2 protein-coding genes are annotated in these 18,481 nt (G+C 69.6%); both read right to left on the bottom strand.

Translation table 11 applies throughout. The features are described from left to right. Positions 1–5,371, bottom strand: a 5,371-nt coding sequence (locus ACIP0B_RS01895) for an amino acid adenylation domain-containing protein (protein WP_400829349.1), incomplete at its 3' end; no start/stop codon positions are given. Continuing rightward, positions 5,368–18,435 carry an amino acid adenylation domain-containing protein gene (locus ACIP0B_RS01890; protein ID WP_400829347.1) on the bottom strand — a complete coding sequence of 4,356 codons (13,068 nt, stop codon included), beginning with the start codon at positions 18,433–18,435 and terminating at the stop codon, positions 5,368–5,370. The genes ACIP0B_RS01890 and ACIP0B_RS01895, both read right to left, overlap by 4 nt. Positions 18,436–18,481: the final 46 nt, after the last annotated feature.

Here is an 18,481-nt window from a genome sequence, read left to right as displayed (position 1 = left end):
CGCTCAGGCGGTAGGCGTCCTGCATCCACAGCAGGCGGTTGACCACGCCGGAGTGCTCGTTGATCACGCCTTTGGGCTGGCCGGTGGAGCCGGAGGTGTAGATCACGTAGGCCATGTGTTGCGGGGTCAGGCCCTGCGCCGGCAAGTTGTCGGCAGGTTGCGATGCCCAGACCGCCTTGTCCAGGTCGACCACCTGGGCGGCGGATTCGCCGAGCACACGGCGGGTCGCGCCGTGCACCAGCACCGCCAGCGGCGCGCTGTCGTCCAGCATGTAGGCCAGGCGTTCCGCCGGGTAGGCCGGATCCAGCGGCACGTAGCCGCCGCCGGCCTTGAGGATCGCCAGCAAGCCCACCACCATCTCCGGGCTGCGCTCGACGCAGATCCCCACCCGCGCATCCGGCCCCACGCCCAGCCCGCGCAAATGGCGGGCCAAACGGTTGGCCTGGCGGTTCAGCTCGGTATAGCTCAAGGCGCGGTCGCCGCTTTTGACCGCCACGGCCTGCGGCGTGCGCAAGGCCTGGGCCTCGAACAGGCCATGGATCGTCTGTTGCAGGTCGTAGCCGACGTCGGTGGCGTTGAGATCGAACAGCAGCGCCTGCCGCTCGTCTTCCGCCAGCATCGGCACCTGCTCCAGCACCGCGTGGTCATCGCTGGCCATCGCTTGCAGCAGCCGCTGCAGGTAACCGAAGTAACGCACGACCGTCGCTTCGTCGAACAACGCCGTGGCGTACTCCAACGTGCCGCGAAGCTCGCCTTGCGCCTCGCGCAGGGTCAGCGACAGGTCGAACTTGGCGAAGTGGCTGGGCTCGGCGACGCCTTCGAGCGCCAGGTTGTCCAGGACCAGGCGTTCGCCCTGGCGGCTTTCCCAGCTGAACAGGGTCTGGAACAGCGGGCTGTGGGCCAGGCTGCGTTCCGGCTTGACGATGTCCACCACTTGCTCGAACGGCAGATCCTGGTGAGCCTGGGCCTCCAGCGTGCGGGCCTTGACCTGGGCCAGCAGCGCCTCAGTATTCAGCTCGCCCGAGGTGTCGATGCGCAGGGCCAGGGTGTTGACGAACATGCCGATCAGGCCTTCGATCTCGGCCCGGCCACGGTTGGCCACCGGCGAGCCGATCACCACGTCCGCTTGGCCGGACAGGCGCGCCATCAGCATCGCCCACGCGCCCGTGAGGACCATGTACAGCGTCACGCCGTGGCGCTGGCACAACGCGTTGAGGCCGGCGGTCAGGCGTTCATCCAGGGTGATTTCGATCTGGCGGCCGGCGTAGTCCTGCTGCGCCGGCCGCGGCCGGTCGGTGGGCAACGCCAGCAAGGCCGGCGCACCGCTCAGGGTCTGGCGCCAGTAATCGCTCTGGCGTTGCAGCACTTCGCCGCTGAGCCAGCGGCGCTGCCACACGGCGTAGTCGGTGTACTGCAAGGCCAGCGGCGGCAGCGGATCGGGCTCGCCGTGGCTGAAGGCCTGGTACAGCGCCGTCAGCTCGCGGGTCAGCACGCCCATGGACCAGCCGTCGGTGACGATGTGGTGCAACGTCAGCAGCAAGACGTGGTGATCGTCGGCCATGCGCACCAGCCGTCCGCGGATCAGCGGATCGTCCTCCAGGTCGAACGGTGCCGACGCTTCACCCTCGATCAGCGCCAGCAAAGCCTCGTCGGCCTGCGGGTGCCGGCGCAGGTCTTCGGTCTGCAATGGCAGGCCGCTGTCCACCGGGGCGATCAGCACCTGGGCTTCGTCGTTCACCGCGGTGAAGCGGCTGCGCAGGGTTTCGTGGCGGGCCACGATACGCGCCAAGGCCTGTTGCAGGGCATCGCCATTCAGGCGCCCACGCAGGCGCAGCGCAATCGGGATGTTGTAGGCGGTGTTGGCCCCCTCCATCTGCGACAGGAACCACAGCCGCTGTTGGGCGAACGACAGCGGCAGCGCCTGGTCACGCGGTGCCGGGACGATGTCCGGCAATGTGCTGCGGCCCGCACGGGACAGCACCTCGGCCACGGCGGCCAGTTCGGCGTTGGCGAACAGGTCGCTCAGCGCCAGTTCCACGCCCAGGCGCTGACGCACCTGGGACACCATGCGCATCGCCAGCAGCGAATGCCCGCCCAGTTCGAAGAAGTGGTCGTGGCGCCCCACCCTTTCGACCTGAAGCACTTCGGCCCAGACCTGCGCCAATGCGTTTTCCAGCTCGCCCTGCGGCGCCTCGTACTCGCGGGTGAACAGCGCGCTGCGCTCGGGTTTCGGCAGCGCCCGGCGGTCGAGCTTGCCGTTGGCGGTCAGCGGCAAGGCGTCGAGCCGGACGAACGCCGTCGGCACCATGTATTCCGGCAGTTGCGTGAGCAGGTGCGCACGCAACTCGCCCACCTCCAGCGGCTCGACCTGTGCCTGGGCGGTGAAGTACGCCACCAGGCGCACCTGGCCGGGCTCGTCCTCGCGGGCCAGCAGCACCGCCTCCTGGATGCCCGGCAGGTGGTTGAGGCGGCTTTCGATCTCGCCCAGCTCGATGCGCACGCCGCGGATCTTCACCTGGTCGTCGTTGCGCCCCAGGTACTCGATGGAGCCGTCCTCGCGCCAGCGCGCCAGGTCGCCGGTGCGGTACATCCGGCCGGGGTTGAACGGGTCTTGCAGGAAGCGTTCTTCGGTCAGCTCCGGACGGTTGAGGTAGCCCCGGGCGACGCCGGCGCCGCCGACGTACAGCTCGCCGGCCACGCCGATCGGCACCGGGCGCTGCTGTTCGTCCAGCAGGTACACCGTGGCGTTGGCCACCGGGCGGCCGATGTGCAGGGTCTGCCCCGCCTCGATCCGGCCCGAGGTGGCCACCACCGTGGCCTCGGTCGGGCCGTAGTTGTTGATCACGTCGAAGGTCTGGCTGCGGCCGAACTGGCGCAGGCGGTCGCCGCCGATCAGCAGCGTGCGCAGGGTCGGATGCCCGATGTTCTGGCCGAAGGCGTACTCGGCCACTGGGGTCGGCAGGAAGCTGACGTCCAGCGGCTGCTCGCGCCACCAGCCGAGCAGCGCGTCGATGTCTTCGGTGCCGTCGTGGACCGGCGCCAGGTGCAGGGTCGCGCCCGCGCACAGCGCCGGCCAGACCTCCCAGGCCATGGCGTCGAAGCCGAAGCCGGCCAGGCTCGAGGTGTGGAGCCCGGCGCACAGGTCGAACGCCGCGCAGTGCCAGTCGATCAGGTTGCCCAGGGTCTGGTGCTCGACCATCACGCCTTTCGGCAGGCCGGTGGAGCCGGAGGTGTAGATCACGTAGGCCAGGTGTTCCGGGGTAAGGCCCGGCACCTGCGGGTTGCCGGCGTCGTCCGCCGGCCATTGCGCCAGGTCGAGGTCGAGCACCGGCACGTCCAGCGCCGGCAGCCGCTCGCGCAAACCGCTCTGGGTCAGCACCGCCACCGGGGCGCTGTCGCTGAGCAGGTATTCCAGGCGCTCGGCCGGGTGCGACGGATCCACCGGCACATAGCCGGCGCCGGCCTTGAGGATCGCCACCAGGCCGACCAGGGTGTCCAGCCCACGGCGGGCGACGATGGCCACGCGGTCGTCAGGCCCCACGCCCAGCCCGGTCAGGTGCCGGGCCAGGGCGTTGGCCCGGCGGTTGAGGTCGGCGTAGGTCAGCTGCTCGCCGAGGAACGCAGCAGCCACGGCGTCGGGCCGCTGTTCGGCCTGGGCCTCGAAGCGTTGCTGGGTGGTGAGGCCTTGCGGGTAGTCGACGGCGGTGGCGTTGAAGCCGGACAGCACTTGCTCACGCTCGGCCGTTGGCAGCACCGACAGTTCATCAACCGGGACATCCGGCGTCTGCTCCAGCGCCTGGACAAGGCCTTCCACGGCGCAATGCATGTAACCGCAGACCCGCTGCGGATCAAGCTGCGTGGAGGCCAGCAGCATCAGGCGGAAGGCGTCGCCGAAATCGTCGACGCTGAGCGTCAGCGGATAGTTGCTGCGCTCCTCGGCGTGCAGGTTGGTGATGCCTTCCCAGGCTGTCTGCGCCTGGGCGTGCGCAGCCGCCGCGCCATGGCTGTGGCGGTAGTTGAACAACGCACTGAACAACGGCGTCGGCGCGGCCACCTGGCTGCACCGCTGGGCCAGCGCCAGCGGCGCGTGTTCGTGGCGCATCAGGGTGGTGAGGCGCGCGTGGGTCGCCTGGACGGCGGCGCGCACGCCCTGCCCGTCGATGTCCAGCCGCACCGGCAGCGTATTGATGAAGATCCCCAGGGCCCGGTCGATGGCTTCGGCGCCTTGCAGGCGCCCCATCAGCACCGTGCCGAACACCACCGACGGTTTGCCGGTGAGCGTGGCCAGCACCTGCGCCCAGGCCAGGTGGAACAGGCTCGCCGCACTCACGCCGAGTTGCCGCGCCTGCGTGCGCAGGCGCTGCCCCAGCTCCGGCTCCACCGGCATGCCCAGCTCGGCGATGCCTTGACCGTCGCCCTGCACGTCCTGCAAGCCGAACGGCAGCGTCGGTTCGTCGATGTCGCCGAGCATGTCGCGAAAGAACGCCTCATGTTCGGCTTCGCTGATGCCCAGCCGCGCCTGGGCCACGTAATTGCGAAACGGCACCGGCCGTCCCAGCCGTGCGCCCTGCCCCGACAGGCACTCGCGCATCTCGTGGCTCACCACCTCCAGCGCCGAGTGGTCCATCGCCATGTGGTGGAACAGCAGCGTGGCGACGATGCGTTGCCCGGCGGTGTCTTTCGCATACGCCAGACGCAGCATCGGCGCCCGGCTGACGTCGAGGCGGAAATGCCGCGGATCGAAATGCGCGTTCAGTTGCGCCAGCGCGTCGGCTTCGCCGTCCTGCGGCACGAACTCTTCCAGCGGCAGGTGCGCCCGGCGCCACACCACTTGCAGCGGCGCGTCCAGGCCTTCCCAGACCACGGCGGTGCGCAGGATGTCGTGGCGGTTGATCACGGTCTGCAAGGCCTGGGCGAACGCCTGGAAACGCTGCATGTCGGTGAACGCGAACTGCGCCTGCATCACGTAAGGATCGCCTTCGCCGCCGCTGGCGTGGTGAAACAGGATGCCCTCCTGCAACGGCGCCAGCGGGTAGATGTCCTGCACGTTTTCGGCGCCGCCCGGTACGTCGGCGACGAGCTCATCGAGGGTGTCCTGGCTCACCTCCGCCAGGGTGACCATCGCCGGGGTGATGCGGGGGGTGCCGGGGACGATGCCGTTGGCCGGCACCTCGACCTGGCCGTGCTTGGCGGCCGAATACCCGCCGGCCTTGATCAGTTCGATCAGCGCGGCCTTGTGCTCACGCAGCAGCGCCAGCACTGCAGGGTCGCTCAGGGCCTGTTTGTTGCCTTGCACCCGCAGTTGGTCGTCCGAGACCGCCAATTGGATGTCTTTCGCTTTGAGTGTCGCCAACAGTTCGATCAGGTTCACAGAACGATCTCCATTCTTTCCGTAATTGCCGCGTAACCGGCCAGGGTCGGGTGTTCGAACAGCGCCCTGACGTCGGCTTCCATGCCTTCCTGTCGCAACCGGCCGATCAGACTGACCGCCAGCAGCGAGTGCCCGCCCAATTCAAAGAAATGGTCGTGCCGGCCGATCCGCTCCACCTTGAGCAGTTCGGCCCACAGCCGCGCGAGGAGGATTTCCGTCTCACCCTGCGGGGCTTCGTATTCGCGGGTGATGACCGAGGTCTCGTCCGGCGCCGGCAGCGCCCGGCGGTCGAGCTTGCCGTTGGGGCTCAGCGGCAACGCCTCCAGGTGCACGAACGCGGTCGGCACCATGTAGTCCGGCAAACGCGCCAGCAGATGGCTGCGCAGGCTCGCGGCGTCTTGCCGCTCGCCGGTGCAGTAGGCCACCAGGCGCTTGTCTCCGGACGCCTCTTCGCGGATCAGCACCGCCGCCTCGCGCACGCCGTCGACCTGTTCCAGGCACGCCTGGATTTCGCCCGGTTCGATGCGCAGCCCGCGCAGCTTCACCTGGTCGTCGTTGCGCCCCAGGTACTCAAGCTGGCCGTCGGCCCCGTACCGGACGATGTCGCCGGTGCGGTACATCCGGGCGCCCGGCCGGCCGCTGAACGGATCCTTGAGGAAACGCTCGCCGGTCAGCTCCGGTCGGTTCATGTAACCCCGGGCCACCTGCCCCCCGCCGATGCACAGCTCGCCCGCCACCCCCAGCGGCACCGGTTGTTGCCCGGAATCCAGGACGTACAGCAGGGTGTTGTCCACGGCGCGGCCGATGGGCGGCGCCTGCTCCGGAACCGCAACGGACGGTTCCAGCGTCCACACCGTCGCATCCACCGTGGTTTCGGTCGGGCCGTAGACGTTGTGCAAACGCACCTGCGGCAGACGCTCGCGCACCTTGCGCGCCAGCGCGGCGGTCAGTTCGCCGCCGCCGCAGAACACATCGGTGAGGCGGGTGCACTGGCCGGCCTGCTCAAGCTCGATGAACTGCTGCAGCAGCACCGGCACGAACTGGATCACGCTGATGCGCTGCTCGATGACCAAACGCGCGAGCTCGGCCGGGTCGCGGTGGTCGTCCGGGCCGGCCAGCACCAACCGCAGGCCGGCGGTCAGCGGCCAGAAAAGCTCCCACACCGACGCGTCGAAACTGCACGGCGTCTTCTGCAACAGGGCGCCGTCCACCGCCTGCGGGCAGTGCCGGGCGCTCCAGTGCACCAGGTTGACCAGGCTGCGGTGCTCGACCATCACGCCCTTCGGCCGCCCGGTGGTGCCGGAGGTGTAGATCACGTAGGCCAGGTTCGACGGGCTCAGGCCCGGCACCGGCGGGGCCGTCTCCGGATTGGCCTGCCAGGTGCGGCGGTCGAGGTCGACCTGCGCCACCCCGGTGCCCTCCAGCAAGGACCGGGTGGCGCCGTGCATCAGCACGGCCACCGGTTGACTGTCCTTGAGCATGTAGGCCACACGGTCCGCCGGGTAGCCCGGATCCAGCGGCACGTAGGCGCCGCCGGCCTTGAGGATCGCCAGCAGGCCGACCACCATGTCCGGGCCGCGCTCGACGCAGATCGCCACACGCGAGTCCGGCCCGACGCCCAGGCCTTGCAGGTGATGCGCCAGGCGGTTGGCCTGCCCGTCCAGCTCGGCGTAGCTCAGGCGCTGCCCGCCGCACTGCACAGCCACGGCCAGCGGCGAGCGTTGCGCCCGGGCCTCGAACAGCGCGTGGACGGTCTGCTCCAGATCGTGGCCGACCTCGGTGGCGTTGAGCTCGTGCAGCACCTGGCGGCGCTCCTCGTCCGGCAGCACCGCCAACCGGTTCAACGGTTGCTGCGGTGACTGCTCCAAGGCGTCGACCAGCGCCGTCAGCGCCTGCTGCATGTAGCCGCACACCTTCGCGGCGCCGATGCGGGCCGGTGTCATCGCCGTGATTCTGAATTCGCGGCCCAGGTCGTCGGCATTCAGCGACAACGGATAGTTGGTGCGCCCTTCACTGGCCAGGGTCTCGATGCCCTCCCAAGCCTGGCGCACAGCCTGTTGCGGCTCGTCGTTTTCGCTGTGGCGGTAGTTGAGGATCGCGCTGAACAGCGGTGACGGCACCGGCACGCCGCTGCAACGCTGGGCCAGGGCCAACGAGGCATGCTCATGCCCCAACAGCGCGGTCAGCCGTTCGTGGGTTGTCTTGACGCCGATGCGCACGCCGGTCTCGCCCAGATCCACCCGCAACGGCAGGGTATTGATGAACATCCCCAACGCACGGTCGGCGCCGGCGCCGGCCTGCATCCGGCCCAGCAGCACCGTACCGAACACCACCCGGTCCTGGCCGGACGCGGCGCCCAGCACCCGCGCCCACGCCAAATGGAACAGGCTGGCCGCGCTCACCCCCGCCAGTCGCGCCTGGCTGCGCAGACGCAGGGACAGGGCTGAAGGCAACATCTGGCGAACTTCCTCAAGCTCATGCCCGCCCCCCTGCACATCCAGCAAGCCAAACGGCAGCGTCGGCTCGTCGACGTCACCGAGCAGGTCGCGGAAGAACGCTTCGTGCTCCTGCTCGCGGGTTCCCAAACGGGTCTGGGCCACATAGTTGCGATAAGGCACCGAGGCCATGGGCACGCGGTCGTCGCCCTGCATGATGGCCTGGATTTCCTGGCGCACCGTGTCCATGGCCGTGTGATCCATCTTGATGTGATGGAACAGCAGCGTGGCCACCACCCGGCCATTGGCCGGATCCTGCGCATGCACCAGCCGCATCATCGGCGCCTGACTGATGTCCAGGCGCACCTGCCGCGCATCGAACCGCGCCTGCAACTGCCCGGCCACATCCCCCAGCGCCGGATCCACCGTCACCTCTTCGAGCGACAGCGCGGCATGGCGCCAGACCACCTGCACCGGCGTCGCCAGCCCCTGCCACACCACGCCGGTGCGCAGGATGTCGTGCCGCGCGATGACTTGGTCGAGCGCTGCGGCGAAGGTCGCCAGCCGCGCCGGGCTGTCGAACGCCATCTGCGATTGCAGCAGGTACGGGTCGCCCTCCACGGCGCTGAGGTGGTGGTAGAGAATCCCCTCCTGCAACGGCGCCAGCGGGTAGATGTCCTGCACGTTGGCCGCACCGCCGGGCACCGTCGCCACCACCCGGTCGATGCTGTCCTGATCCAGCTCGATCAGGGTCAGCAGGTCCGGGGTGATGCGGGTGCAACCGTCCGGGATGCGGTTGGGCGGCACGGCCACTTCGCGCCCGCTGCCCACCGCAGCGGCCAGCGCCGCCAGGGTCGGCTGGCTGAACAGCACGCGCACGTCGGTGCTCAGGCCGATCTGGCGCATGCGCTCGATCAGGCTCACCGCCAGCAGCGAATGCCCGCCCAGTTCGAAGAAATGGTCGTGGCGGCCGACCTGCTCCACCTTCAGCACGTCTGCCCAGATCTGCGCCAGCGCGGTCTCGACCGGGCCCTGCGGCGCTTCGTAGCCACGGCTCAGCCAGGCGTCCGGCCCCGGCTCGGGCAAGGCCTTGCGGTCCAGCTTGCCGTTGGCGGTCAGCGGCAAGGCGTCGAGCCGCACATAGGCCGCCGGCACCAGCGCCTGCGGCAGCAGGCTGTGCAGATGGCTGCGCAGCGCGTCGATGCCGACCGCTGCCTGGGCGGTGAACCACGCCAGCAATTGCCCGTCGCGCACCAGCGCCACGGCCTCCTGCACCGCCGGATGGCGGGCCAGCGCCGCTTCGATTTCCCCCAGCTCGACCCGCACGCCGCGCAGTTTCACCTGATCGTCGTTGCGCCCCAGGTAGTCGATGTTGCCGTCGGGCCGCCAGCGTGCGAGGTCGCCGGTGCGGTACATGCGCGCCTGCGGTTCATCGCTGAACGGATCGCCGAGGAACCGTTCGGCCGTCAGCTGCGCCCGGTTCAGGTAACCCCGCGCCACCCCGGCGCCGGCCACGTACAGCTCGCCGGCCACGCCGACCGGCACCGGACGCTGCTGCTCGTCCAGCAGGTAGACCCGGGCGTTGGCCATCGGCTTGCCGATGTGCAGCGTACCGCCCGCCTCGACCGGGCCGGAGGTGGCGACCACGGTCGCTTCGGTCGGGCCGTAGTTGTTGACCACGGCGAAGGTCTGTTCGCGGTCGAACCGGCGCAGCCGGTCGCCGCCGATCAGCAAGGTGCGCAAGGTCGGGTGCTGCAGTTCGCGGCTGAAGGCGTATTCGGCCACCGGCGTCGGCAGGAAGCTGACCTGCAACGGCTGCGCCCGCCACCAGTCGAGCAGTTCGTCCAGGTGTTCGTTGCCGATCGCGGCCGGCGGCAGGTGCAGGGTCGCGCCCATGCACAGCGCCGGCCAGACTTCCCAGGCCATGGCGTCGAAGCCGAACCCGGCGACGCTGGCGGTGTGGCTGCCGGCGTGCAGGTCGAAGGCTTCGGCGTGCCAGTGCACGAGGTTCTCCAGGGTCGCGTGCTCGACCATCACGCCCTTGGGCTGGCCGGTGGAGCCGGAGGTGTAGATCACGTAGGCCAAGTGCGCCGGGGTCAGGGTCGGCAACTGCGGATTGCGGTCCGGCTGCACTTGCCAGTCGCCGGCGTCCAGGTTCACCACGGGCAGTGCGCCGGTCAGGTGCAGGGTCGCTGTCTGCGCCAGCGCCGCCACCGGGGCGCTGTCCTGCAACAGGTAGGCGATGCGCTCGGCCGGGTACGCCGGATCCACCGGCACATAACCGGCGCCGGCCTTGAGGATCGCCAGCAGCCCCACCAGCATGTCCGGGCTGCGGTTCACGCAGATCGCGATGCGGTCGTCCGGCCGCACGCCGAGGCCGAGCAGGTGATGGGCCAAACGGTTGGCGCGGCGGTTGAGCTGGCCGTAGGTCAGTTGTTCCGCACCTTGGATGACCGCAGGCGCCTGCGGGTTGCGTTCGGCCTGGGCCTCCACCAGGGCATGGATCGTTGCGCCGCGGGGATAGGCCGTCACCGGCGGGTTGAAGCCTTCGAGCAGGCGTGCCTGCTCGGCGGTCGAGAGGATCGGCAGACGGTTCAGCGCCACGTCCGGCGACTGCTCCAGCGCGTCGGCCAGGCGCTCCAGCGCCGTGTGCATGTAGGCGCAGATCCGCTGCGCGCCGATCCCGCCCGCCGCCAGCACCGCGAGGGCGAACCCTTCGCCCAGGTCATCGACGCTCAGGGTCAGCGGGTAGTTGCTGCGCTCTTCGCCGCCGAGCAGTTGCACGCCCTCCCAGATCCCTTCGCCGTCGCGGGCCTGGTGTTCGGCCGCGCTGTAGCGGTAGTTGAGCAGCGCGCTGAACAGCGGCGACGATCCGGCCACCCCGCTGCAACGCTGGGCCAACGCCAGCGAGGCATGCTCATGGCCGAGCAGCGCGGTGAGCCGGGCATGCACGGCCCTGACGCCGTCGCGCACGCCTTGGCCGACATCGACCCGCAACGGCAAGGTGTTGATGAACACCCCCAGCGTCCGGTCGGCGCCCTCGCCGCCCTGCATCCGGCCCATCAGCACCGTGCCGAACACCACGTCGCGCCGGTTGGCCAGCACGCCCACGACCTGGGCCCAGGCCAGGTGCATCAGGCTCGCGGCGCTGACGCCCAATTGCCGCGCCTGGTCGCGCAGGCGAAGGCTCAAGTCGTCGTCCAGCGGTTGCAGGGCTTCCTCGATGTCGCGTCCGTCGCCCTGCACATCGTGCAGGCCGAAAGGCAGCGTCGGCTCGTCGATGTCGCCGAGCATCTCGCGGAAGAACGCCTCGTGTTCCTGTTGGCCCGCACCCAAGCGCGCCTGGGCCACATAGTTGCGGTACGGCGTCGGCGCGGCCAGCGTGTCGGCGCGGTCGAACATGAACGCGCGCATTTCCTGGCCCACCACTTCCATGGCGGTGTGGTCGAGGATCAAGTGATGGAACAGCACGATCGCCACCACCCGGCGCTGCGCCGGGTCCTCGGCGTAGACCATGCGCAGCAGCGGCGCGCGGCTCAGGTCGAAGCGGTGATGGCGGGCGTCGAAGCGTTGGTGCAGCTGTTCGAGGATGTCGCCGTCCGCAGGCGCCAGCGCCACGTGCTGCAACGCCAGGTCGGCGTGGCGCCAGACCACTTGCTGCGGGCTCGGCAGACCTTCCCAGACCACGCTGGTGCGCAGGATGTCGTGACGGGCGATGACCTTCTGCAACGTGGCGGCGAAGGCATGCAGGCGCTCGACGCTGTCGAAGGCCATGCGCGATTGCAGCAGGTACGGGTCGCCCTCTTCGGCGCTGAGGTGGTGATAGAGGATGCCCTCTTGCAGCGGCGCCAGCGGGTAGATGTCCTGCACGTTGGCGGCGCCGAACGGCACCGTGGCGACGATGCGGTCGATGGCGGCCTGATCCAGCTCGGTCAGGGTGAGCATGCCCGGGGTGATGTGCGTGCAGCCGTCGGCAATGCGGTTGGCCGGCACGTCGATCTCGCGCCCGCTGCCCACCGCAGCAGCCAGCGCCGCCAGGGTCGGCTGGCTGAACAGAGCGCGCACGTCGGTGCTCAGGCCGATCCGGCGCATGCGTTCGATCAGGCTGACCGCCAGCAGCGAGTGGCCGCCCAGCTCAAAGAAATGGTCGTGCCGACCGACGCGCTCGACCTTGAGCAAGCTGGCCCAGATCTGCGCCAGGGCGATTTCGACTTCGCCCTGCGGCGCTTCGAAACCACGGCTGATCAGCGCCTCCCGATCCGGCGCCGGCAAGGCCTTGCGGTCCAGCTTGCCGTTGGCGGTCAGCGGCCAGGCGTCCACCCGCACGAAGGCGGACGGGATCATGTAGTCCGGCAGTTGGCCTTGCAGGGCCGCGTGCAATTCGGCGGCGGTCGGCGGCGAAGCGTTGTCGCGCGCAATGAACCAGGCCACCAGGCGCTTGTCGCCCGGCTCGGCCTCGCGCACCAGCACCACGGCTTCGCTGACGCCGGCGCAGGCGGCGAGCCGGGTCTCGATCTCGCCGAGCTCGATGCGGAAACCGCGCACCTTCACCTGATCGTCGTTGCGCCCCAGGCACTCCAACTGCCCCGGCGCCATCCAGCGGGCGAGGTCGCCGGTGCGGTAGAGCAACGCACCGGGCCGGTCGCTGAACGGATCCTTGAGGAATTTCTCGGCGGTCAGGTCCGGCCGGTTCAGGTAACCCAGCGCCACGCCGTCCCCGCCGATGTACAGCTCACCGGTCGCGCCGCACGGCACCGGCTGTTGCCGGGCGTCGAGCACGTACACCTGGGTGTTGGAGATCGGCCCGCCGATGGACACGCTCTCGGCGTCCGCCGCCACGTCGCGCACCTCGAAGGTAGTCGCGTAGGTGGTGGTTTCGGTCGGCCCGTAGCAATGCACGATGCGCAGGTCCGGCGCCTCGGCCCGCAGACGGCGGAACGCCGCCGGGTCCCCGCGCTCGCCGCCGCACAGCAGGATGCGCAGGCCTTTGAGCGCCTGCGGGATCAACTGCACGTACTGGTTGAACAGCGCGGTGGTGACGAACAGCACCGTCACCCCGGACGCCGTCAGCTCACGGCCGAACGCCTGCGGATCCAGCAGGGTCCGATGATCGATCACCACGACCTGGCCGCCGTTGAGCAGCGCGCCCCAGACGTCCATGGTGCTGGCGTCGAACGCCGGATTCGACGCGAACGCCACCCGGTCTTCGGCATTGAAATCGGCATAGCCGTTGTTGATCACCAGCCGCGCGATGGCCCGGTGCGGCACCAGCACGCCCTTTGGGGTGCCGGTGGAGCCGGAGGTGTACATGATGTACGCCACCGATTCGGACGATTGCCGCAGTTCAGGGTTGTGGGCCGGGTGATGGTTCAGCGCCAGTGTGTCGAGGTCCAGGCGCCACGATGCGTAGTCGGCGGCCTCGTCGGTGCGGGTCAGCAGCAGGACCGTCCGGCTGTCCTGCGCCATGAACGCCTGGCGCTCGGCCGGGGCGTTGATGTCCAGCGGCACGTACACCGCCGCGCACTTGCCGATCGCCAGTTGCGCCACCAGCAGGTCCAGCGACCGGGGCAGCAGCGTCGCCACGCTGTGGCCCGGCTGCACGCCCAGCTCGATCAGGTAGTGGGCAAGCTGGTTGGCACGGCGGTTGAGTTCGCGGTAGCTCAACTGCACATCGCCCTGCACCGCCGCCAGCGCGTCCTGACGCAGCGCGGCCTGTGCCTCGAACAGACGGTGGACGGTCTGCTGGCACGGGTATTCGCGCCCGGTCAGGTTGAAGCCGATCAGCAGCCGCTGACGCTCGCCCGCCGACAGCACCGACACCTGATGCAGCGGCTTGGCCGGGTCGTGTTCCAGTGCGTCGGCCAGCCCCTGCAGAGCCGTTTGCAGCAGGTGGCAGACCCGTGCGCCGTCCACCGCCGGCACGGCCTGCACCGTCAGGCGCAGGCCTTGGCCGAAGTCGTCGACGTTGACCGCCAGCGGGTAGTTGCTGCGTTCGCGGGAACTGAGGACGTGGATGCCGTCCCAGTCCAGTCCCGGTGCCTGCGGCGCGCTGTGACGGTAGTTGAGCAAGGTGCTGAACAGCGGCAACGCGCCCGGCACGCCGCTGCAGCGCAGGGCCTGGGCCAGTGACGCCTGTTCATGGCCGAGCAGTTGCGCCAGCCGCTCGTGGGTCGCGCGCACGCCCTCTTCCACTGAAACCGCCCCGGCGCCGACCCGCAGCGGCAAGGTGTTGATGAACATCCCCAGCGCCCGGTCGGCGCCCTCGCCGCCCTGCATCCGCCCGAGCAGCACGGTGCCGAACACCACGTCGTCGCGGCCCGACATCTGCGCCAGCACCTGGCCCCAGCCCTGGTGCACCAGGCTCGCCAGGCTGATCCCGCGCCGCCGGGCCTGCTCGCGCAGGCGCCCGACCAGGCTGTCGTCCAGGGCCATTTCGCTCTCGATGACGGTGCTGCCGTCGCCGTGCACGTCGTGCAGGCCGAACGCCACGGTCGGCTCTTCGATGTCGCCGAGCATCTCGCGGAAGAACGCCTCGTGGGCGTCGGCCCCGGCGCCGAGACGGGCCTGCGCCACGTAGTTGCGGTACTGCACCGCCGCCGGCCCTTGGGCGGCGCGGCCGTTGAGGGCGTCGCCCATCTCCGCCACCAGCACCTCCAGCGCGGTGTGGTCGAGCACGATGTGATGCAGCAGCAGGATGCCGATCCAGCGGTTGCGTTGCGGATCCTGGGTGTAGGCCAAACGCATCAGCGGCGCGCGTCTGAAGTCCAGACGGAAGCGGCGCGGATCGAAGCGCTCCTGCATCTGACGCAGGACATCGCCGGCCTGCGGATCGGCATCGACCCGCTCCAGCGCCAGCGGCGCCTCGCGCCAGACCACCTGCACCGGCTCCTCAAGGCCCTCGCTGACCACACTGGTGCGCAGGATGTCGTGGCGGGCGATGACGCTGTTCAAGGCCCGCACGAATGCCTTGACCTGCGCCAGCGTGTCGAAGGCGAACTGCGCCTGGAGCACGTAGGGGTCGCCCTCGGCGGTGGCCAGGTGGTGATAAAGAATCCCGGCCTGCAACGGGGCCAGGGCATAGATGTCCTGCACGTTGGCGACCCCGCCGGGCACCGTTTCGACGATGCGGTCGATGGCCGCCTGATCCAGCGTGGCCAGCGGCAGCCTGTCCGGGGTGATGCGGGTGCAGCCTTGCTCGATGCGGTTGGCCGGCACGCTGACCGTCTGCGCCGCGCCCAGGGTTGCCGCCAGCGCGGCCACGCTCGGCTGACCGAACAGCACGCGCACGTCGCAGTGCATGTCCTGCTGACGCATGCGTTCGATCAGTTTGACCGCCAGCAGCGAATGGCCGCCCAGCTCGAAGAAGTTGTCGTGCCGGCCGACCGTCTCCAGCCCCAGCAGCGCCTGCCAGATCGCGGCGATGCGGGTTTCGGTTTCGCCCACCGGCGCTTCGTGGCCACGGCGGGCGAAGGCTTCGCCGTCGGGCGGCGGCAACGCCTTGCGGTCCAGTTTGCCGTTGGCGGTCAGCGGGAACGCGTCGAGCCGCACGAACGCGCTCGGCACCATGTAGTCGGCCAGCGACAGCAGCAAGCGGTCGCGCAGTTGCGCAGCGCTCGGCTCAACGCCCTCTTCGGCCAGCCAGTACGCCACCAGGCGCCGGTCGCCGGGGCTGTCCTCGCGGGCGATCACCACCGCTTCGCGCACCCCTTCGCAATCGGCCAGGCGCGCTTCGATCTCGCCCAGCTCGATGCGGAAACCGCGGATTTTCACCTGATCGTCGTTGCGCCCCAGGTATTCGAGGCTGCCGTCCGCCAGCCGGCGCGCCAGATCGCCGGTGCGGTACAGGCGGGCCTCGGCGCGGTGGCTGAACGGGTCGGCGATGAAGCGTTCGGCGGTGAGGGTCTCACGGTTCAGGTAACCCCGGGCCACCCCGGCGCCGCCGACGTACAGCTCACCGGCCACGCCGACCGGCAACGGCTCGCGGCGGGCGTCGAGCACGTACAGTTGCAGGTCGGGGATGCGCACGCCGATCGGGCTGGCCCCGACCGATTGCGCATCCGCCGCCTCCAGCGGCCGAAAGGTCACGTGCACCGTGGTTTCGGTGATGCCGTACATGTTCACCAGGCGGGTGCCGGCGTTGCCGACCCGTGCGTACCACGGTTTGAGCGATCCCGGCTCCAGCGCCTCGCCACCGAAAATCACCTCGCGCAGCGAGTGCTGCAACGGGCTGCGGCCCTGGGCGGCGATCATCTGGCGGAATGCGCTCGGCGTCTGGTTGAGCACAGTGACGCCGGCACGGCACAGCAGCGCGTAGCACTCGTCCGGCGAGCGGCTGATGCGCTGCGGCACCACCAGCAACTGGCCGCCGAACGCCAGCGCGCCCCAGATTTCCCACACCGAGAAGTCGAAGGCAAAAGAGTGGAACAGCGCCCAGACGTCCTGCGGGTTGAACTGGAACCAGTCGTGGGTCGCGGAAAACAGCCGGGCCACGTTGCGGTGTTCGACCATCACCCCTTTGGGCAGGCCGGTGGAGCCGGAGGTGTAGATCACATAGGCCAGGTGCGCCGGGGACAGTTCCAGCACCTGCGGGTTGACGTCCGGTTCGCCCTGCAGGTCGTGGTCGTCGAGGTCGATCTGCGGCACCGAAGAGGCCCCCAGCCGATCCCGTGCCCCGGCCTGCGTCAGCACCGCCACGGGCGCGCTGTCTTCGAGGGTGAAGGCGATCCGCTCCAGCGGGTAGGCGGGATCGATGGGCACATACCCCGCGCCGGCCTTGAGCACGGCCAGCAGGCCGACGATCATCTGCGGGCCCCGTTCGACGCAGATCGCGACCCGGTCGTCGGGGCGGATGCCCATGGCCAGCAGGCGGTGGGCCATCCGGTTGGCCTGACGGTTGAGTCCGCCGTAGCTGTAAGTCTTCTCTTCGAACAGCAGCGCCACCGCCTCTGGCCGGCTCTGCGCGTGGGCTTCGAACTGCTGATGGATCAGCGGCGTGTCGGGGAACGTTTCCAGCGGCGCGTTGACGCCGTGCAGCAGGTACTCGCGCTCGGCGGCCGGCAGGATGTTCAGGCTGTGCAGCGGCGCCTGCGGACGATCCTGCAAGGCGTCGGCGAGGCTTTCCAGCGCCGTGTGCAGGTAGCCGGCGATGCGCTCGGCGCCCAGGGCCTCGTCGGCCAGCGCGGTGATGCGCAGGTCTTGGCCGAGGTCGTCGATGTTGACGGTCAGCGGGTAGTTGGTGCGCTCGCGGGCGCCCAACACCTGCACGCCCGGCGCCAGGTCGATCACCTCGGCCACTTCCTCGGCGCTGCTGTGCCGGTAGTTGAGCATGGCGCTGAACAGCGGCGTCGGCACCGCCACGGCACTGCAGCGCTGGGCCAGCGCGAGAGACGCCTGTTCGTGGGCCAGCAGCGCGGTCAGGCGCCGGTGGGTCGCCAGTACGCCGTCGCGCACGCTGGCGTCGCCAACATCCACCCGCAGCGGCAAGGTGTTGATGAACATGCCCAAGGCCTGTTCGACGCCGTCGCCCGCCTCCATCCGCCCCAGCAGCACGGTGCCGAACACCACCGCCGTGCGCCCGGACAGCTGCCCCAGCACCCGCGCCAGCGCCAGGTGCATCAGGCTGGCCACGCTCACCCCCAACTGCCGCGCCTGCCCGCGCAGGCGCAGGCTCAAGCCGCCGTCGAGCATGCGCCAGGCCTCTTCGATGCCCTGGCCGTCGCCCTGCACGTTCTGCAGGCCGCCGGGCAGCGTCGGTTCGTCGATGTCGGCGAGCATGTCGCGGAAGAAGGCTTCGTGCGCCTGCCCGTCCGCCGCGAGACGGGCGCTGGCCAGGTGGTTGCGGTACGGCACCGCCGCCGCGACGTCGGCGCTACGCCCGAGCAGGTACGCCTGGATCTCGCGGCGCACCACGTCGAGCGCGATGTGATCCATGATCATGTGGTGGAACAACAGCAATGCGACTACCCGGCCGTTGGCCGGATCCTCGGCGAACGCCAGCCGCAGCAGCGGCGCCTGCTGCAGGTCGAGGCGGAAATGCCGCGGGTCGTGCCGCGCCAGCAGTTGCGTCAGCACGTCCTCGCGCCCGTCCAGGGAGACTTCTTCGCAGACCAGCGCAGCCTCGCGCCGGACCACTTGCAGCGGCTCGTCCAGCCGTTCCCAGACGAAGGCCGTGCGCAGGATGTCGTGGCGGCCGATCACCCAACGCAGCGCGTCGGCGAACGCCTCCAGCCGTTCGCGGCCGTCGAAGGTGAACCGCGCCTGCGACACGTAGGGATCACCCTCGGCCGCCGAGAGATGCAGGTAGAGCATGCCCTCCTGCAGCGGCGCCAGCGGGTAGATGTCCTGCACGTTGGCCGCCCCGCCCGGCACCGCCGCGACGAGGCGGTCGAGGGTGTCCTGATCCAGCGCCGCCAGCGGCAGCATGTCCGGGGTGATGCGCAGCGCCGGGCTCTGCCAGTCGCCGCCGTGGCGGGCGACCAGTTCCAGCAATTGCGCCTTGTGTTCGGCGAGGCTGTCCCACAACGCGTCGTCCAGCGCGTCGTCGCTGCCCAGAATGACCAGATCTTCATCGTCCTGTTGAAGGCGGATCGCATGGGTGGAGAGTACAGCCATCAGTTCACTGAATCGCATGGAGGTAACCTGCTGTAATTTCGGAAAAAGAAGCGCGCAGCATCGA

It is taken from the genome of Pseudomonas sp. NPDC089534, assembly GCF_044749305.1.
GTDB lineage: Bacteria > Pseudomonadota > Gammaproteobacteria > Pseudomonadales > Pseudomonadaceae > Aquipseudomonas > Aquipseudomonas ekonensis.
This window is presented reverse-complemented; position numbering and strand designations above follow the sequence as displayed.

Coding starts and splice junctions, on each gene's coding strand:
- ACIP0B_RS01890 (WP_400829347.1), bottom strand. CDS start 18,435: ATGCGATTCAGTGAACTGATGGCTGTACTCTCCACCCATGCGATCCGC.